Source organism: Radicibacter daui (assembly GCA_030657355.1).
Classification (GTDB): Bacteria; Pseudomonadota; Alphaproteobacteria; order Radicibacterales; family Radicibacteraceae; genus Radicibacter; species Radicibacter daui.
Genome location: CP131056.1, coordinates 1,040,215 through 1,056,972, shown reverse-complemented (window position 1 = coordinate 1,056,972; position 16,758 = coordinate 1,040,215). Strand labels below are relative to the sequence as shown.

General features: G+C 63.0%; 29 protein-coding genes. 1 reads left to right on the top strand and 28 read right to left on the bottom strand.

The window, feature by feature from the left end; all coding sequences use genetic code 11:
* Window positions 1-145: 145 nt before the first annotated feature.
* Window positions 146-502: a winged helix-turn-helix transcriptional regulator gene (locus QTL98_RS04985; RefSeq protein WP_445682090.1), complete on the top strand. Its 357-nt coding sequence runs from the start codon at window positions 146-148 to the stop codon at window positions 500-502.
* Between the two features lie 52 nt (window positions 503-554).
* Here the strand turns inward: QTL98_RS04985 and mscL are convergent, their stop codons facing one another.
* The 28 genes from mscL to rpsS form a co-directional block, all read right to left on the bottom strand.
* Window positions 555-998 (bottom strand): large conductance mechanosensitive channel protein MscL, encoded by a 444-nt coding sequence (gene mscL / locus QTL98_RS04980; protein WP_445681122.1) that lies wholly within the window; start codon window positions 996-998, stop codon window positions 555-557.
* A gap of 86 nt (window positions 999-1,084) precedes the next feature.
* Window positions 1,085-2,338, bottom strand: coding sequence for an RNA polymerase sigma factor (locus QTL98_RS04975; protein WP_445681121.1), 1,254 nt, complete (start codon window positions 2,336-2,338; stop codon window positions 1,085-1,087).
* Window positions 2,338-2,691 (bottom strand): YciI family protein, encoded by a 354-nt coding sequence (locus tag QTL98_RS04970; RefSeq protein WP_445681120.1) that lies wholly within the window; start codon window positions 2,689-2,691, stop codon window positions 2,338-2,340. Before QTL98_RS04970 ends, QTL98_RS04975 begins: the two co-directional genes overlap by 1 nt.
* A 14-nt stretch (window positions 2,692-2,705) precedes the next feature.
* Window positions 2,706-3,056 (bottom strand): YciI family protein, encoded by a 351-nt coding sequence (locus QTL98_RS04965; protein ID WP_445681119.1) that lies wholly within the window; start codon window positions 3,054-3,056, stop codon window positions 2,706-2,708.
* A 244-nt stretch (window positions 3,057-3,300) separates the two neighbouring features.
* Window positions 3,301-3,984 carry an alpha/beta fold hydrolase gene (locus QTL98_RS04960; RefSeq protein WP_445681118.1) on the bottom strand — a complete coding sequence of 228 codons (684 nt, stop codon included), beginning with the start codon at window positions 3,982-3,984 and terminating at the stop codon, window positions 3,301-3,303.
* A 156-nt stretch (window positions 3,985-4,140) separates the two neighbouring features.
* Window positions 4,141-5,019 (bottom strand): helix-turn-helix domain-containing protein, encoded by an 879-nt coding sequence (locus QTL98_RS04955; RefSeq protein ID WP_445681117.1) that lies wholly within the window; start codon window positions 5,017-5,019, stop codon window positions 4,141-4,143.
* A gap of 186 nt (window positions 5,020-5,205) precedes the next feature.
* A complete protein-coding gene (gene rplQ, locus QTL98_RS04950) occupies window positions 5,206-5,637 on the bottom strand; it encodes a 50S ribosomal protein L17 (protein WP_445681116.1) in 432 nt (143 codons plus the stop codon).
* A 112-nt stretch (window positions 5,638-5,749) separates the two neighbouring features.
* Entirely contained in the window at window positions 5,750-6,763 is a 1,014-nt protein-coding gene (locus tag QTL98_RS04945) for a DNA-directed RNA polymerase subunit alpha (protein ID WP_445681115.1), read from the bottom strand.
* Window positions 6,764-6,918: 155 nt separating this feature from the next.
* Window positions 6,919-7,311 carry a 30S ribosomal protein S11 gene (gene rpsK, locus QTL98_RS04940; RefSeq protein ID WP_445681114.1) on the bottom strand — a complete coding sequence of 131 codons (393 nt, stop codon included), beginning with the start codon at window positions 7,309-7,311 and terminating at the stop codon, window positions 6,919-6,921.
* A gap of 21 nt (window positions 7,312-7,332) precedes the next feature.
* Window positions 7,333-7,701, bottom strand: a complete 369-nt coding sequence (gene rpsM, locus QTL98_RS04935; RefSeq protein WP_445681113.1) for a 30S ribosomal protein S13 — start codon at window positions 7,699-7,701, stop codon at window positions 7,333-7,335.
* 214 nt (window positions 7,702-7,915) lie between these two features.
* Window positions 7,916-8,482 carry an adenylate kinase gene (locus tag QTL98_RS04930; RefSeq protein ID WP_445681112.1) on the bottom strand — a complete coding sequence of 189 codons (567 nt, stop codon included), beginning with the start codon at window positions 8,480-8,482 and terminating at the stop codon, window positions 7,916-7,918.
* Window positions 8,482-9,822: a preprotein translocase subunit SecY gene (gene secY, locus QTL98_RS04925; RefSeq protein WP_445681111.1), complete on the bottom strand. Its 1,341-nt coding sequence runs from the start codon at window positions 9,820-9,822 to the stop codon at window positions 8,482-8,484. The genes QTL98_RS04930 and secY overlap by 1 nt, the downstream gene beginning before the upstream one ends.
* Window positions 9,823-10,072: 250 nt before the next feature.
* Window positions 10,073-10,576 carry a 50S ribosomal protein L15 gene (rplO, locus tag QTL98_RS04920; protein ID WP_445681110.1) on the bottom strand — a complete coding sequence of 168 codons (504 nt, stop codon included), beginning with the start codon at window positions 10,574-10,576 and terminating at the stop codon, window positions 10,073-10,075.
* A gap of 11 nt (window positions 10,577-10,587) precedes the next feature.
* Window positions 10,588-10,794 carry a 50S ribosomal protein L30 gene (rpmD, locus tag QTL98_RS04915; RefSeq protein ID WP_445681109.1) on the bottom strand — a complete coding sequence of 69 codons (207 nt, stop codon included), beginning with the start codon at window positions 10,792-10,794 and terminating at the stop codon, window positions 10,588-10,590.
* A gap of 6 nt (window positions 10,795-10,800) precedes the next feature.
* Complete coding sequence (gene rpsE, locus QTL98_RS04910) at window positions 10,801-11,370, bottom strand: 30S ribosomal protein S5 (protein WP_445681108.1); 570 nt, start codon at window positions 11,368-11,370, stop codon at window positions 10,801-10,803.
* A 13-nt stretch (window positions 11,371-11,383) separates the two neighbouring features.
* Entirely contained in the window at window positions 11,384-11,752 is a 369-nt protein-coding gene (gene rplR / locus QTL98_RS04905; protein ID WP_445681107.1) for a 50S ribosomal protein L18, read from the bottom strand.
* 12 nt (window positions 11,753-11,764) lie between these two features.
* Window positions 11,765-12,298 carry a 50S ribosomal protein L6 gene (rplF, locus tag QTL98_RS04900; protein WP_445681106.1) on the bottom strand — a complete coding sequence of 178 codons (534 nt, stop codon included), beginning with the start codon at window positions 12,296-12,298 and terminating at the stop codon, window positions 11,765-11,767.
* A gap of 14 nt (window positions 12,299-12,312) precedes the next feature.
* A complete protein-coding gene (gene rpsH, locus QTL98_RS04895; protein ID WP_445681105.1) occupies window positions 12,313-12,714 on the bottom strand; it encodes a 30S ribosomal protein S8 in 402 nt (133 codons plus the stop codon).
* A 14-nt stretch (window positions 12,715-12,728) separates the two neighbouring features.
* The gene (rpsN, locus tag QTL98_RS04890) at window positions 12,729-13,034 is read right to left on the bottom strand and encodes a 30S ribosomal protein S14 (protein ID WP_445681104.1); all 306 of its coding nucleotides are present in this window, start codon (window positions 13,032-13,034) and stop codon (window positions 12,729-12,731) included.
* Window positions 13,035-13,054: 20 nt separating this feature from the next.
* Window positions 13,055-13,594: a 50S ribosomal protein L5 gene (gene rplE / locus QTL98_RS04885; RefSeq protein ID WP_445681103.1), complete on the bottom strand. Its 540-nt coding sequence runs from the start codon at window positions 13,592-13,594 to the stop codon at window positions 13,055-13,057.
* A 10-nt stretch (window positions 13,595-13,604) separates the two neighbouring features.
* Window positions 13,605-13,919: a 50S ribosomal protein L24 gene (gene rplX / locus QTL98_RS04880; RefSeq protein ID WP_445681102.1), complete on the bottom strand. Its 315-nt coding sequence runs from the start codon at window positions 13,917-13,919 to the stop codon at window positions 13,605-13,607.
* A complete protein-coding gene (rplN, locus tag QTL98_RS04875) occupies window positions 13,919-14,287 on the bottom strand; it encodes a 50S ribosomal protein L14 (RefSeq protein WP_445681101.1) in 369 nt (122 codons plus the stop codon). The genes rplX and rplN overlap by 1 nt, the downstream gene beginning before the upstream one ends.
* Window positions 14,288-14,428: 141 nt before the next feature.
* Window positions 14,429-14,689 (bottom strand): 30S ribosomal protein S17, encoded by a 261-nt coding sequence (gene rpsQ, locus QTL98_RS04870; RefSeq protein WP_445681100.1) that lies wholly within the window; start codon window positions 14,687-14,689, stop codon window positions 14,429-14,431.
* A gap of 21 nt (window positions 14,690-14,710) precedes the next feature.
* On the bottom strand, window positions 14,711-14,923 hold the full coding sequence (gene rpmC / locus QTL98_RS04865; RefSeq protein WP_445681099.1) for a 50S ribosomal protein L29: 213 nt from the start codon (window positions 14,921-14,923) through the stop codon (window positions 14,711-14,713).
* Between the two features lie 5 nt (window positions 14,924-14,928).
* Window positions 14,929-15,351 carry a 50S ribosomal protein L16 gene (gene rplP / locus QTL98_RS04860; RefSeq protein WP_445681098.1) on the bottom strand — a complete coding sequence of 141 codons (423 nt, stop codon included), beginning with the start codon at window positions 15,349-15,351 and terminating at the stop codon, window positions 14,929-14,931.
* Between the two features lie 64 nt (window positions 15,352-15,415).
* Window positions 15,416-16,078, bottom strand: a complete 663-nt coding sequence (rpsC, locus tag QTL98_RS04855; RefSeq protein ID WP_445681097.1) for a 30S ribosomal protein S3 — start codon at window positions 16,076-16,078, stop codon at window positions 15,416-15,418.
* A 1-nt stretch (window position 16,079) separates the two neighbouring features.
* Entirely contained in the window at window positions 16,080-16,466 is a 387-nt protein-coding gene (rplV, locus tag QTL98_RS04850; protein WP_445681096.1) for a 50S ribosomal protein L22, read from the bottom strand.
* A gap of 5 nt (window positions 16,467-16,471) precedes the next feature.
* Window positions 16,472-16,750 (bottom strand): 30S ribosomal protein S19, encoded by a 279-nt coding sequence (gene rpsS / locus QTL98_RS04845; protein WP_445681095.1) that lies wholly within the window; start codon window positions 16,748-16,750, stop codon window positions 16,472-16,474.
* Between the last annotated feature and the right edge of the window lie 8 nt (window positions 16,751-16,758).

Below are 16,758 nucleotides of genomic sequence, written 5' to 3'. Positions count from 1 at the left end.
GCAGTTTAACGGGTGATAGTTACCTGAAGGGAACCACCCCATGGCACGCCAGAGCGTTCTCAAACCCGTTGAAGCCCTGCAGAACCCCTGCGAGGACACGCTCGCAACGCTGCGTCTGGCCGTAACCGCCCCGCCGGGCAGCGACATGAGCGCCGAAAAATGCCCGGTGCGCGACGTGCTGGACCATATCGGCGACAAATGGGCAACGCTGCTGGTCATCGCGCTCGCCGAAGCGCCGCGCCGGTTCGGTGAACTCAGGCGCATGGTGCCGGACATCTCCCAGCGCATGCTGACGCAGACCCTGCGGGACCTGCAGCGCGACGGGCTGGTCAGCCGCAAGGTGTTTCCCACCCAGCCCCCGGCGGTGGAATACAGCCTGACGCCGCTTGGCAGCTCGCTGCTGGAGCCGCTCGCCATCCTTGCCCGGTGGGCCGCGCAGAGCCATCCGGCAATCCGCAGTGCCCGCGCCGCCTTCGACGCCGCGCTGGCAGAGGCCGGCTAAAAGGAAAGAGGGGACTGAAGCCCCCTCTCCCGTTCCGTGTTCAAGCGCGCTCTCAGCTGCCCTGACGGGCGGCCAGCAGGTCGCGGATTTCCGTCAGCAGGGCGATGTCGGCCGGCGGCGGGGGCGGCGGTGCCGCTTCAGCCACCTTCTCTTCCCGGCGTTCCACCTGGCGGCGCAGGGCATTCACACCGCGCACCATCAAAAAGATGATCCAGGCGAGGATCAGGAAATTGATGGAGACGGTGATGAAGCTGCCATAGGCAAACACCGCACCTTGCTTGCGTGCCTCTTCCAGCGTATCGGCGGTAACGACGGACGACAGCGGGATGAAGTAGTTCGAAAAATCGAACCCGCCGAAAACCGCGCCGACGATCGGCATGATGATATCGCCGACCAGTGATTTGACGATGCCGCCGAACGCGCCGCCGATGATCACGCCGACAGCGAGATCCATGACGTTGCCACGCGCGATAAATGCCTTGAAATCATTGAGCATTCAAAGCTCCCCCCGCAAAAGTGCCCCGAAGCCCGGTGACGGCACCGGACTTCCCGCCCCTGATCATTGTCCTTTGGCGTCCGCCGTCAACCGGAAGGGCGTAGTGCGGCGAGCCGCGCGGCAAGAAAATCACGCTCCGCCGCCGCCGGGCCGAGGGAAAGCGCGGTGCGATAGGCATCGGCCGCGGCCTCCAGATGGCCCGCCCGGCGGCTGAGATCAGCCCTCAGCGCCTGATAGGGCAGGAACGTTGAAAGCTGGATACCCCGCCCGGCTCCCGCAGCCTCCAGCGCCGTCAGTTCGGCAAAGGCGGCAGCGATGCCGGCAACCTCTGCCAGCGCCACGATGCGGTTGAGGCGCACCACCACATCGTCGCGTTGCAACAGCAGCCGGTCATAAAGCGCCAGTACCTGCGGCCAGGGGGCAGGATCGGCAAGGGATCGCCGGCTGCACCAGACCGCGTGGATCATGGCCTGAAAATACCGCGGGCCGTGCGCCGGCAGTGCCGCTGCCCGATCCAGAAAGCCGTGCGCTTCGGCGATCAAGGCAGGCGTCCAGCGGGCGGGGTCCTGCTCGACAAGCGGCACCATGCGGCCGTCGGCACCGAGACGGGCGGGACGCCGCGCCTCGGCAAGGCGCACCAGCGCGGCAAGCGCCAGCACCTCCCCTTCAGCCGGCAACAGGTCGGCCAGCAGGCGGGTGAGGCGCAGCACCTCACCGGCGTAACCGGCATGGCTGCCGGTGCCGGCGGCATCCTCATGCGCCTTGGCATAGGCGATCTCCAGCGTGGAGAGAACGGCCTCCAGCCGCTCGGCCCAGCCCTCGGGCGGCGGCACCTCGAAGGCAACGCCCGCTTCGGCGATCTTGCGCTTGGCGCGGGTCAGGCGCTGCGCCAGCGCCGGCTCGGCCACCAGAAAGGCATGGGCGATCTGCGCGGTGGTGAGGCCGCACACGAGGCGCAGGGTAAGGGCAGCCCGTGTCTCTGCGGCAATCGCGGGATGGCAGCAAACAAAGATGAGGCGCAGGCGCTCGTCGGGGATGATCGCCTCATCCCCGGTCAGGCGGTCTTCCACACTCGGCTCCGGCAGCGGTTCTGGCGGCGGCAGGCGCTCACGCGTCGCCCGTCGGCGCAGCATGTCGAGGGCGCAGCGGCCGGCCGCCCGGTAGAGCCAGCCGGCAGGGTCAGCCAGCAGCTGCCCGGCGGCAATCGCCTCAACCGCGCGGGCCGTTGCCTCGGCGAGAGCCTCTTCGGCGATGTCGAGGTCGCGGTAGCGGGCGGCGAGCGCGGCGGTGATGCGCCCGCTCGCCGCCCGCACCACCTCGGCAAGGACGAAGACCGTCATCAGTCCTGCGTCAGCAACGGGCGGATTTCGACCGCGCCATCGGCAGCCAGCGGCAGGTCGCGGGCAATGGCGATGGCGGCATCGAGATCGGGCGCATCGACAAGATAGAAGCCGCCGAGCTGCTCGCGCGTTTCGGCAAACGGCCCGTCATGCACGGTGCGGCCATGCCTCTCCCCCGCCACCCGTACGGTGCGGGCGGTGGTGGTGGGCTCCAGCCCGGCGCCGCCCTTGAGGATGCCACCATGGCGCCCCTGGAAGGCACGGTGGTTGGAAAACGCCTCCTCCCGCTTCATGCCGCCGGGGGCGGGTTCGTAATATCCATCCTTTTCATAGATGAGCAGGGCGTATTTCATCGTCGGCCCTCCCTTCACTCAGCCATGACCTGGCGGATTTCGATGCTGCCGTTCTGGCCCACCGGTATCTCGAGGGCGAGGGCGACGGCAGCCTCCCGGTCCGGCACATCGACGAGATAGAAACCACCGAGCTGTTCGTGCGTCTCGGCAAAGGGGCCGTCATGCAGGCTGCGATCCGCGCCCTTGGCCGGCGCCCGCACCGTGGTCGCCGTCTCCGTGGTGCGCAGCCCGGCACCGCCGACGATTACGGCCCGGTTGGCCGCGCCAAAGGCCTGATGCCCGGCCTTGCGCCGGCTGATCTTCTCCGCCGCGTCCGCGCCGGTAAAGTTGGCTTCGTTTTCATAGATGAGCAGAGCGAACTTCATTGCCTCATTCTCCTGGATCGGTCCGTCCCTTCAGGGGCCGGACAGGAGGGCGGCGCCTGTCGCCAGCCCTTTCACGCAACATCGACGTGCGGGCTTCCCGGAAATCGACAGCAGCGGAGAAAAAGAGGCAATTTATTTTTCGTAAAGCCCGTCGAGAAGGCTTCAAAAGCAAGGGGCCGCATCACGGAATGCGGCCCCTGCCCTCGCCCCGCCGCATGAAGAGCGGCAGAAACTCGTTAGCCTGTCATTGCACCGCCTCAGCGGCCTGCCGGATGACCTCGTAGACCCGCCGGGGCTGCGACAGCATCGGCACATGGCTGGTGGCAAGCTCGGTTGCCCTGGCTCCCATGCGCTTTACGAGGAAACGCTGCAGCTCTGGCTGAATGGTCCGGTCCTCGGTTCCAACGATGTAGTATGTCGGCTTCAATTTCCAGGCAGCCCCGGGCACAGGCTGGGTAAACAAATCAGCCAGCGGCGCCATCTGGGTCGCCCAGATCAGCTTCTGTTCCGCCTCCGGCACGTCTCCTGCAAATTCCGGAACGCCGGTCGGCTTCAGGAACACCCGCCCGTCCACGACTTCAATATGCTCGAAGATCGCCGTCTGCGGAAACTTGCCCTGGTCGACTTCGGTGGCATCGCCATCGTCCGGCGCGAAACCGCAGATATAGACCAGCGCGGCAACACGATCATCGGTACCGGCCGCGGTAATGACGGTTCCCCCGTAGGAGTGCCCGACAAGCACGACACGTCCGCTGGCGCGTCCGAATGACGTCCTCACGGCGGCAACATCATCCGCCACCGTATTCAGATGGTTCTGTGTCGCGATCACTTCGTAGCCATCAGCAAGAAGCAGATCGATCACCTTGCTGAAACAGGAGCCGTCGGCCCACAGACCGTGGGCAAAGACGATGCTGGGTTTGCTGGACATGCCGCACCTCCCCTGGGATCTGGCAGGGCTCGCTTACCGACAGATGCCCCGCTCCGGAATTGCGGCAGCAAAGATACGCTCCGGTCCGGCGGGCGTATTTTCGTTTCTTGCCAGACAACGTGCACTTCTTGCTGCGGAAAACCCGCCTGTAGCCGCTTAGCGGCTGTGCTGTGCGCGAAACTGGCCGGGGGTTAGCCCGACCTGCTTGAGAAAGGCGCGGTTAAAACTGGCCTGTGACCCGAAGCCTGTCTCCAGTGCGACCTCAACGAGGGAGGCGTTCGCCTTGGCGAGCAGTTCCTGAGCCGCCTGAATGCGGCGTTCCAGCACGAAGAGATGGGGAGAGCGGCCTTTTGCCCGCCTGAAGAGGCGCGAGAAATGAAAGTCGCTAAGACCCGCCTCCCCTGCCATATCCCGCAGCGATATCTGCTCGCCAAGACGCCCTTCGATCATATCCACCACGCGCTTGAGCTTGTCGTAGGCAAGGCAGGGCTGGGGCAACTGGTACTGCCAGCGATCGAGAGAATATTTCGTCAACAAGTGCCATGTAAGCACCGAGCGCATACCGTCGATCAGCAGGCTGTCCACCGGTTCAACACCGCGGACGACAATGCCGTGAAAGGCGATGGCGATCTGGTTGAGCAGAGGGTCGATCAGGCCACCGGCATAGGCAAGCCGGGCTTTGGCCGGATCGAGATCGAAATCGGTCAGCGCCGATGAGCCCACCAGCCCGGGTTCGAGATAGATGTGAAGACAATCGAGGGGAGAGGCGATTTCGGCCTCGCTCTCATGAAACCCCACGGGCTCGATGGCGGCCATACCGGGCCGGATGACGGTGCGTTGTTGCAGGCCGTTTGCCGTACGGCTGACCGGCGTGCGACCGGCAAGCGCCACGGCAACCGAGTTGCAGGAGAACGTCACCGGCTGCATGGAACCGGGCTCAATGCGGCGGTGCTCGACCTGCATGTCAGGCCAGACGAGCGGCGAGCTGAGGTGGGACGTTACCGCATACTTCTCTTGATGGACGAGCAACGTCATGGTTCCGGCACCCCATGCGGCCTTGCCTTGCAGGGTCGACTGCCATCTGGACGATGCCCTCGCCCGCAGGACCCCCACTCCGTCCGGTGCCTTGCACCGATGTGACGATGAAAAAAGAAAAGGCCGCATCGTGATTGCACGATGCGGCCTTTTCTTCAGCAAACAGCCCGGCGAGGGACCAGAAGCTTATTCGGCGTCGGTCTCGGCGGCAGCCTGGGCAGCCTCGTGACGGGCACGGTCGGCGGCGCCCTTGGCGTCGAAGTCGCGGTCAACGAGCTCGATCACGGCGATCGGGGCGTTGTCGCCATAACGACGGCCAGCCTTCAGGACGCGGGTGTAACCACCGTTGCGGTCCTTGTAGCGGTCGGCGATGACGGTGAAGAGCTTGCGCACGACAGCTTCGTCACCCACCTGGGCGATCGCCTGACGGCGGGCGTGCAGGTCGCCACGCTTGCCGAGGGTGATCAGCTTCTCGGCGATCGGACGCAGGTCCTTGGCCTTCGGCAGAGTGGTGGTGATCTGCTCGTGCAGGAACAGCGAGGCCACCATGTTGGTGAACATCGCCTTGCGATGGGAGGAGGTGCGGCTGAACTTACGGCCGGCAACATTATGACGCATGACTACTCTCTCTTCCTTTTGTCCTGGGGTAGGTCCCCTAGATTTTTATTCATTGGGCGGCCGGAACCCACAGCGGGCCCCGGCGGCCAGGTAGTTAACCCGAAGGTCCGTCTCAGTACGGCTCTTCGAGCTTGCGGGCCAGGTCCTCGATGTTCTCGGGCGGCCAGTTCTGCACGTCCATGCCGAGGTGGAGGCCCATCTGGGAGAGGACTTCCTTGATCTCGTTCAGCGACTTGCGGCCGAAGTTCGGGGTACGGAGCATCTCCGCCTCGGACTTCTGAACCAGGTCGCCGATATAGACGATGTTGTCGTTCTTCAGGCAGTTGGCGGAACGGACGGAAAGCTCCAGCTCGTCCACCTTGCGCAGAAGGTTCTTGTTGAAGGGCAGGTCTTCCTTGGCCTCGGTCGCGGTGACGAGTTCCGGCTCTTCGAAGTTGATGAAGAGCTGGAGCTGGTCCTGCAGGATGCGGGCGGCAAGCGCCACAGCATCATCCGGGGTCACGGCACCGTTGGTCTCGACCACCATCGACACCTTGTCGTAGTCGGTGATCTGGCCAACGCGGGTGTTCTCGACCTTGTAGGCCACGCGGCGGACCGGGGAGAACAGGCTGTCGACCGGGATGAAACCGATCGGAGCGTCTTCCGGACGGTTGAGGGCAGCCGGGCGATAGCCCTTGCCGGTCTCGACCGTGAATTCCATGTTGAAGCGCGCACCGGCATCCAGCGAGCAGATGTAATGATCGGCGTCCATGATCTCGATGTCATGGCCGGTCTCGATCATGCCGGCGGTCACTTCACACGGGCCTTCGGCGCGCAGGCGCATCTTCTTCGGGCCTTCACCGCCCATGCGCAGCGCCATCTGCTTGACGTTGAGCACGATGTCGGTGACGTCCTCGCGAACGCCGTTGACCGACGAGAACTCATGCAGCACGCCGTCGATCTGGATGGCGGTCACGGCAGCGCCCTGCAGGGAGGACAGCAGCACGCGGCGCAGGCTGTTGCCGAGAGTCAGACCGAAGCCACGCTCCAGCGGATCGGCGATGATGGTCGCCTGACGCTGCGGGTCATGACCCGGCTGGACTTCGAGCTTGTTCGGCTTGATCAGTTCCTGCCAATTCTTCTGCACGGTCTTTCAATCCTTTCGCCATGGGATCGTGGAGCCCACTCCACGGAAAATGCCGCCCCAATCCATAAGCCGGCTATGGCGATGCCTGGCTTGTCCCGGGGCGGCTTTCTCTGATGTACGTTCGGCTGTCCTTCGAGAAGGTCAGCCGCGTCAGATCAGACGCGGCGCTTCTTCGGCGGACGGACGCCGTTGTGCGGGATCGGCGTGATGTCCTTGATCGCAGTGATCGTGAAACCGATCGACTGCAGGGCACGCAGAGCCGATTCGCGACCCGAACCCGGGCCCTTCACCAGCACGTCCAGCATCTTCATGCCGTGTTCCTGAGCCTTGCGGCCGGCATCTTCGGCAGCCATCTGGGCAGCATACGGGGTCGACTTGCGCGAACCCTTGAAGCCCATCATGCCCGAGGAAGACCAGGAAATGGTGTTGCCCTGGGCGTCGGTGATGGTGACGTGGGTGTTGTTGAAGCTGGCGTTAACGTGCGCAACGCCAGAGGTGATGTTCTTGCGCTCGCGACGGCGAACGCGATTAGCCTGCGGCTTAGCCATGATTCAAGAGCCCTTCTGGTCTTACTTCTTCTTACCGGCGATGGCCTTGGCAGGCCCCTTGCGGGTGCGCGCATTGGTATGCGTACGCTGGCCGCGAACCGGAAGACCCTTGCGATGACGCAGGCCGCGGTAGCAGGCCATGTCCATCAGGCGCTTGATGTTCATCGCCACTTCGCGGCGAAGATCACCTTCGACGAGGTAGTCACGGTCGATGGTCTCGCGCAGACGCAGGACTTCATCTTCGGTGAGCTGATTGACGCGAGTCGCTTCGGCGATGCCGACCTTCTCGATGATTTCCTTGGCCTTGGCGGCGCCAATGCCGTGGATGTACTGAAGCGCAATGATCACGCGCTTCTGCGTCGGAATGTTTACACCGGCAATACGTGCCACGGTGATCGCTCCTTGTTTAAGCGTAGTAAACGTTCGTTCCGGAACTCAGGCCCGACTAAAGAACAAAGCCAACCGTTTGGTTGGCTTTGCCGTCTCCCGCAAGGATCGCCCGGAACGAGGGTGGGCGGAGTATGCGCAGGAAGCGCGATATGTCAAGCGGCAATGCAGCCGGACTTGACGGGGCTTCCTGCGCCCTTCTCCTTCGCAGCCAGGCTCAGTTGAGCGCGGCCTCGATCTGGTTGGTGACGGTGTCCATATCGGCCATGCCGTCGACCTGGGTCAGCAGCCCCTTGCCCTTGTAATAGGGCAGGATCGGCGCCGTCTGGCTCTTGTAGACATCAAGGCGCTTGCGCAGCGTTTCCTCATTGTCGTCGGCGCGGGCGTTGCCGCTTTCCTTCGCACGGTTGAGGATGCGCTTGATCAGCTCATCCGCCTCGACCTTGAGTTCGATGGCGATGTTGATCTTGCGGCCCTTGTCCGACAGCATCCGGTCCAGCGCTTCGGCCTGCGGCACGGTACGCGGGAAGCCGTCAAGAATGACGCCCTTGGAAGCATCGGGAGCATCGAGGCGCTTGGCGATCATGCCGACCATGATGTCGTCAGAGACCAGGTTGCCGGCGCTGATGATGGCTTCCGCCTTCTTGCCGAGGTCCGACCCTGCGGCGATCTCGGCCCGAAGCATATCGCCCGTGGACAGCTGCACGTAACCGTACTTGTCCATCAGACGCTTGGCCTGTGTGCCCTTACCGGCGCCCGGCGGGCCCATCAGGATCATTATCATCAACGCCTCCCCTTCAGCTTGGCCTTCTTGATCAGGCCTTCATACTGGTGCGCAATAAGGTGGGAATGAACCTGGCCCACGGTGTCCATCGTCACCGAGACGACGATGAGCAGGCTGGTGCCGCCAAAATAGAAAGGCAGCGCCGACTTTGCCATCAGAAACTCGGGCAGGAGGCAGACTACGGTGATGTAGGCCGCGCCGATCGCCGTCAGGCGGGTCAGCACATAGTCCAGATAGTCGGCGGTGTGCTTGCCGGGGCGAACGCCCGGAATGAAGCCGCCATACTTGCGCAGATTGTCAGCTGTCTCCTGCGGGTTGAACACGATGGCCGTGTAGAAGAAGCAGAAGAAGATGATCAGCAGCGCATAGAGCACCATGAAAACCGGCGTGCCGTGGCCGAGATGCTGGGCGATGCCCTGCAGCCAGCTGGGGCCGGAGCCCGCCGCGAAACCTACCACCGTCAGCGGCAGCAGCAGCAGCGAGGAAGCGAAGATCGGCGGGATAACGCCGGCGGTGTTGACCTTCAGCGGCAGATGCGAGCTTTCACCGCCCATGACGCGGTTGCCCATCTGGCGCTTTGGATATTGCACCAGCAATCGCCGGTGGGCGCGCTCCATGAAGACGATGAAGGCGATGACCGCCACTGCGCCGATGATCAGCAGCAGGATGAAGAAGGACGACATGGCGCCGGTACGGCCCAGTTCCAGGAGGCCCGCCAGCGAGGCCGGCAGCGTGGCGACGATACCGGTGAAGATGAGCAGCGAGATGCCGTTGCCGATGCCGCGCTGGGTGATCTGCTCGCCCAGCCACATCAGGAACATGGTGCCGCCGACCAGCGTGACCACTGCGGTGATGCGGAAGAACCAGCCCGGATTGATGACGGCGCTGCCGCCACCGCCCGACAGGCCTTCAAGCCCGACGGCGAGGCCCCAGGCCTGCACCGCGGCGAGGATCACCGTCAGGTACCGGGTGTACTGGTTGATCTTCTTGCGGCCGCTCTCCCCTTCCTTCTTCAGCGATTCCAGCGACGGTGCGACGGAAGTGAGGAGCTGGATGATAATGGAGGCCGAGATGTACGGCATGATGTTAAGCGCGAAGATGGTCATGCGCTTAACGGCACCGCCCGAGAACATGTTGAACATGCCCAGGATGCCGCCGGCATTCTGATTGAACAGCTGCTCGACCACGCCGACATCGATACCCGGCAGGGGGATATAGGTGCCGAGGCGGTAGATGATGAGCGCGCCCAGGGTGAACCAGATGCGCTTCTTGAGATCGGTCGCTTTGGAGAAAGCCCCGAAATTGAGGTTGGCGGCCAACTGCTCGGCTGCGGAAGCCATGCTGTGATCCTTCTGGCTGGCGCGAAGTAATGCTGGCGGGGAATTGCTATGGCAACTGAGGACCCCGGCAGGCCGGTTTAGCCCGGCAGACCCCTTGCCTGCAAACGAATAACGCGCCCGGCACTTCACTCGTTAGTGAGGAAGCGGCCGGGCGCGTTATCGGATTTGGTCATCCTTCCGGACCGCAGGCGCCGCCTGCCCCGAAGGGCGGACGACGACCTGTTTTGGTACGGAAAACGGACCGGTCTTGTCAGGCCTTGTCGGCGTAACGCACCGGAGCCTTGCCCTTGGCCTTGGGCTCCAGAACGGTCACCGAACCACCAGCCTTCTCGACAGCGGCGCGAGCCGCTTCGGAGACGCCAGCGAGCTCGAAGGAGAGCTTGGCAGACAGTTCACCCTCGCCCAGCAGGCGCACGCCGTCGCGGCTGGCACGCACCAGACCGGCGGAGCGCAGGCTCTCGGCGGTGATGGTGGCCTTGGCGTCGATACGGCCCGCTTCCACGGCCTTCTGCACATCACCGAGATTGATGATGGCGTAGTCCTTGGCGAACAGGTTGTTGAAACCACGCTTGGGCAGGCGGCGATGCAGCGGCATCTGACCACCTTCGAAGCCCTTGATGCTCACACCGGAGCGGGACTTCTGACCCTTGACGCCACGACCACCGGTCTTGCCCTTACCGGAACCGATGCCGCGGCCAACACGGATACGCTCCTTGCGGGAGCCTTCGGTGTCGTGAAGTTCGTTGAGCTTCATCTCGCGACTCCTTATTCGGCCGATTCGACCCGAACAAGGTGGTGAACCTTGTGGATCATGCCACGCACGGCCGGAGTATCCTCCAGTTCGCGCGTGCGGTTGAGCTTGCCGAGACCGAGACCCTTGAGCGTGTCACGGATGGCCTGCGTGCGGCCGGCAAGGCTACCCGTCTGGGTAACGATGACGGTCTTCTTCTCTTCGGTCTGCTTCTTAGCCATGATCGATTACCCCTGCGCCGCAACGGCGACGTCGCCTTCGCGACGGCCCAGGATATCGCTCACCCGGCGGCCACGACGGGCAGCAACAGAGCGCGGGCTCTGGCTGCGCTGCAGGCCATCGAGCACGGCCTTGACCATGTTGTGCGGGTTCGACGTACCCGTCGACTTGCACACCACGTCAGAAACGCCGAGAGCTTCGAAGATCGCGCGGGTCGGACCGCCGGCGATGATGCCGGTGCCCGACGGGGCGGTGCGGATCACGACACGGCCGGCACCGAAGTGACCGGTAATGTCGTGATGCAGGGTCCGGCCTTCCCGCAGGGGAACGCGGACCATGTTGCGCTTGGCCATTTCGGTCGCCTTGCGGATGGCTTCCGGCACTTCACGTGCCTTGCCCGAACCGACGCCGACACGGCCCTTGCCGTCACCCACAACCACCAGAGCAGCAAAGCCGAAGCGCTTGCCGCCCTTGACCACCTTGGCCACGCGGTTGATACCGACGAGCTTCTCGATCAGTTCACTTTCTTCGCCTTCGCGACGGCGTTCGCCACCGCGCTCGCGATCACCCTTTGCCATGTCTGCGGCTCCCTTAGAACGTCAGCCCGCCTTCGCGGGCGGCGTCGGCCAGCGCCTTGACGCGGCCATGGTAGATGTAACCGCCGCGGTCAAACACGACGGCTTCGATGCCGGCAGCCTTGGCCCGCTCGGCAATCAGCTTGCCGACGGCAGTTGCCGCACCGATGTCACCACCATGCTTCAGCTCGACCTTCAGGCCCTTGTCCAGGGTAGAGGCCGCCGCCAGCGTCACGCCACGAACATCGTCGATGATCTGGGCGTAGATATTCTTATTCGAGCGATGCACGGAAAGACGCGGACGATCGCCTGCGACTTCCTTGAGCTTCTTGCGGACGCGGAAAACGCGACGCGCAGTCTGCTTGCTATAGCGCTTCAAGTTCATAACCCGCGCTCCTTACTTCTTCTTGCCTTCCTTACGCAGGATTTCCTCACCGGCGTACTTGACGCCCTTGCCCTTGTAGGGCTCAGGCGGCCGGAAGGCGCGAATTTCGGCGGCCATCTGGCCAATCTGCTGCTTGTCCGCCCCCTTGATGGAGATCGACGTCGGCTTCTCGCACTTGACTTCGATACCAGCAGGGATCGGGTAACGGATTTCGTGGCTGAAGCCGAGGCTCAGCACGATTTCCTTACCCTGCACAGCGGCCTTGTAGCCGACGCCGTTGATCTCGAGCTCCTTGGTGAAGCCGTTCGAGACACCAGCGACCAGATTTGCCACCTGGGTGCGGGTCGCGCCCCACTGCTGCCGAGAGCGCTTGTTGCCCTCGACCAGCGAGACGACGACCTTGCCGCTCTCAACGACGACATCAACGTCGTCGCTGACCACGGCCTTGAGTTCGCCGAGCTTGCCCTTTGCCGTCAGCAGGTTATCCGCGAGGGTAACCTGAACGCCGGCCGGGATCTCGACGGGATGCTTGCCAATACGCGACATCTCATCTGTCTCCCTTAGAACACCTCGGCGAGAATCTCGCCGCCGACATGCTGGGCGCGTGCATCATGATCCGACATCACACCCTTGGGGGTGGAGAGGATGCTGATACCCAGGCCGTTATAGACCTGGCGCAGGTCGCCCACGCTCGAATAGACACGACGGCCGGGGGTGGAGACCCGCTGGATCTCCTTGATAACCGGCTCACCGCCCTCAGAGTACTTCAGCTCGATGCGCAGGTTCGAAATGCCCTTGCGGACGTCTTCGAGACCGTAGCCGCGGATGTAACCCTGTTCCTTCAGAACCTCGAGGACATTCGCACGAAACTTAGACGCCGGGCAGGTGACCGTCGCCTTACGCGCCTGCTGACCGTTACGGATACGGGTCAGCATGTCGCCGAGAGGATCGCTCATCGCCATAGATCAGGTCCTCCTTACCAGCTCGACTTCACCATGCCCGGGATCTGGCCGATGGAGGCCAGGTCACGCAGGGCAATGCGGGACATCTTGAGCTTGCGATAGAAAGCACGCGGGCGGCCGGTGACTTCGCAGCGATTGCGAACGCGCACCTTGGAGCCGTCACGCGGCAGTTCGTTAAGCTTCATGACAGCGACGAAGCGATCTTCCGGGGCCAGGGCCAGATTCTTGATCTGGGCCTTGAGCTCGGCACGCTTGGCTGCCTGCTTCTTCACCAGCCGGGCGCGGCGGTTGTTCTTTTCGATGGACGAAGTCTTCGCCATGATCGGTATCCTTCCGCCGCTTAGCTGTTGAACGGCATGTTGAAGGCCTTCAGCAGGGCCTTGGCCTGGCTGTCAGTCTTCGCCGTGGTGCAGATGACGATGTCCATACCGCGGATCTCGTCGATCTTGTCGTATTCGATTTCCGGGAAAATCAGCTGTTCCTTGATGCCCATGGCGTAGTTGCCACGGCCGTCAAAGCTGGTACCGGAAACGCCGCGGAAGTCACGAACGCGCGGGAGCGCGATGGTGATCAGGCGGTCAAGGAACTCGTACATGCGCTCGCCGCGAAGGGTGACCTTCACACCGAGGGGCATGTTGCCGCGAACCTTGAACTGGGCGATCGACGTCTTGGCGCGGGTGATAACCGGCTTCTGACCTGCGATCTTTTCCATGTCGCCGGCGGCGTTCTGTGCCTTGCGGGTATCCGCAACAGCTTCGCCGACGCCCATGTTGAGGACGATCTTATCCAGCTTCGGCACTTCGTGGATGTTCTCCAGGGAGAGCTCCTTCAGAAGGGCCGGGCGGATCGTTGCGACATATTCCTGCTTCAAGCGTGCCATGTTCCGCGCCTCACTTGTCCAGAAGCTCGCCCGAACGCCTGGCAACGCGCACCTTCTTGCCGTCTTCAATCTTGAAGCCGACACGGGTGGCCTTACCGTCCTTCGGGTCGATATGCATGACGTTGGAGATGTGGATCGGCGCCTCAAAGCGATCGAGGCCGCCCTCACGCACGCCGGACGGCTTGCGATGACGGGTGACGACGTTCACGCCCTGAACGACAACACGCTCCTCAGCCGGAAGAACCTGCAGGACGGAGCCCTGCTTGCCCTTGTCACGGCCGGTGGTGACGACAACGGTGTCGCCCTTCTTGACCTTGGCAGCCATTACAGCACCTCCGGGGCCAGCGAGATGATCTTCATGAACTTGCGCGCACGCAGTTCACGCGTCACCGGCCCGAAGATACGGGTCCCGACAGGCTCGCCCTGCTTGTTGATGAGAACCGCTGCATTGCGGTCGAAACGGATGGCAGTACCATCAGCCCGGCGCACTTCCTTCGCGGTACGCACGATCACAGCGCGGTGCACATCGCCCTTCTTAACGCGGCCACGCGGAATGGCTTCCTTGATGGAAACGACGATGACGTCGCCCACGGAAGCAGACCGGCGATGGGAGCCGCCCAGGACCTTGATGCACTGCACCCGCCGCGCGCCGCTGTTGTCGGCGACATCCAGGTTGGTTTGCATCTGAATCATGGCATTGACCCTTTTACCGTAAATGCCTTGAACCCACCGATCGGCCCCATGCACGCATGGGCGTTTTCGGCAGGTTGACTCTGGAACCTTCCTGGCCCGGAAGAACCGGACCAGGAAGCATGAATTGGGAAGGAACCGCCCTTAGGAGGCGGCGGCCTCCGCCACATCACCCGGAGTACCGACGACTTTCCAGGTCTTACGCTTGGAAATCGGACGGCATTCCTCGATGAGAACCACATCCCCTTCGTTGAAGGAGCCGGCCTCAACGTGCGCGGCGTACTTCTTCGTCATACGGATGTACTTCTTGTACACCGGATGCATGATCCGGCGTTCGACGAGCACGGTCACAGTCTTTTCCTGCTTGGTGCTCGTAACCCTACCCTGCAGCACACGACGCGGCATGGCCCTTGGTACTCCTTAAACTTAGGCCTGCGCGTCGGCAGCCTTACGGCTGCGCTCGCTCAGGAGTGTCTTGACGCGGGCGACGTCACGGCGAACCGCCTTGACGCGACCGGTGTTTTCCAGCTGACCGCTCGCCTTCTGAAAGCGCAGGTTGAACTGCTCTTTCTTCAGGTCCAGCAGGTTCTGCTGCAGTTCGTCGTCGCTCTTGGAGCGCAGATCGACCGCCTTGCTCATCGCTCTTAACCCTCTAGTTCGCCCAGACGGGCGACAAAACGGGTCCGGAGCGGGAGCTTAGCGGCAGCGAGGCTGAGAGCCTCACGCGCAACATCCACAGGGACGCCGTCAAGTTCAAACATCACACGGCCTGCACCAACACCGCATGCCCAATATTCCGGCGAACCCTTACCCGAACCCATTCGGACTTCGAGGGGCTTCTTGGAAATCGGCACATCCGGGAAGATGCGGATCCACACCTTGCCCTGACGCTTCATGTGACGCGTAATGGCACGGCGGGCCGCTTCAATCTGGCGAGCGGTTATACGCCCGGGTTCCTGGGCTTTCAAGCCAAAGGCACCAAAATTGAGCGCGGTGCCGCCTTTGGCCACGCCGGACGCATAAAGCTTATGCGACTTCCGGAATTTCCTACGCTTAGGACTCAGCATTTCCGCAACATCCTGTCTTCAAGCGGCGGTCCGCTTCGTAGCGAACCGCCGACTCGGGTCAATCTCAACCCTGAGAGCGCTTGTCCTGCGCCATCGGGTCATGGGCCATGATCTCGCCCCGGAACACCCAGACCTTGATACCGCAGGTACCGTAGGTGGTGTGGGCAGTGCCCCGGCCGTAATCGATATCTGCACGCAGCGTGTGCAGCGGAACGCGGCCTTCGCGGTACCATTCGGTACGAGCGATTTCCGCACCGCCGAGACGACCGGCGCAGTTGATACGGATGCCGAGGGCACCGAGACGCATCGCGTTCTGCACCGAGCGCTTCATCGCGCGGCGGAAAGCCACACGACGCTCGAGCTGGGAAGCGATGTTCTCCGCGACCAGCTTGGCCTCGATTTCAGGCTTGCGGATCTCGACGATGTTCAGGGCGACTTCGCCGCCGACCATCTTGGAGAGCTGAACCCGCAGCTTCTCGATGTCCGCACCCTTCTTACCGATCACCACACCCGGACGGGCGGTGTGAATGGTAATGCGGGCCTTCTTGGCCGGACGCTCGATGACGATGCGCGCCACACCGGCCTGGAGAAGCTTGCTCTCCAGGAACTTGCGGATGCGCAGGTCTTCGTGCAGCAGATCGGCGTAGTCCTTGTCCGCATACCAGCGGCTGTCCCACGTACGATTGATGCCGACGCGAAGGCCGATCGGATTAATCTTCTGACCCATGTTACGCGGCCTCCACTTCGGTGCGCTCACGAACCACGATGGTGAGGTTCGCAAACGGCTTCTCGATACCGGCCGCGCGACCACGGGCCCGGGGACGAAAACGCTTCATCACCAGGGTGCGGCCCACGAATGCCTCGGCAACGAACAGCCGATCGACGTCGAGCTGGGCGTTGTTTTCGGCATTGGCGATGGCAGACTCAAGGGCCTTCTTGACGACACCGGCAACGCGGCGTTCGCAGAAGGTGAGATCGGCCAGGGCCTTGTCGCAGGTCTTGCCACGGATGAGAGCGGCAACCAGGTTGAGCTTCTGCGGGCTGGTGCGGATGTGACGCGCCACGGCCCGGCTTTCATTCTCCGCGACGCGCGGAGCGTTGTTCGGCTTACCCATGACGGTTACTTCCTCTTCGCCTTCTTGTCCGCGGCGTGACCGTAGTAGGTACGGGTCGGCGCGAACTCGCCCAGCTTGTGACCGATCATCTGTTCGGTGACGTAAACCGGCAGGAACTTCTGACCGGTATAGACGCCGAAAGTGAGGCCGACGAACTGCGGCAGGATGGTGGAACGCCGCGACCAGGTCTTGATGACCTCATTGCGACCCGAGGAGCGCACCTTCTCCGCCTTCTGAAGCAGATTGGCGTCGAAGAAGGGGCCCTTCCAGACTGAACGTGCCATGTTGCCCT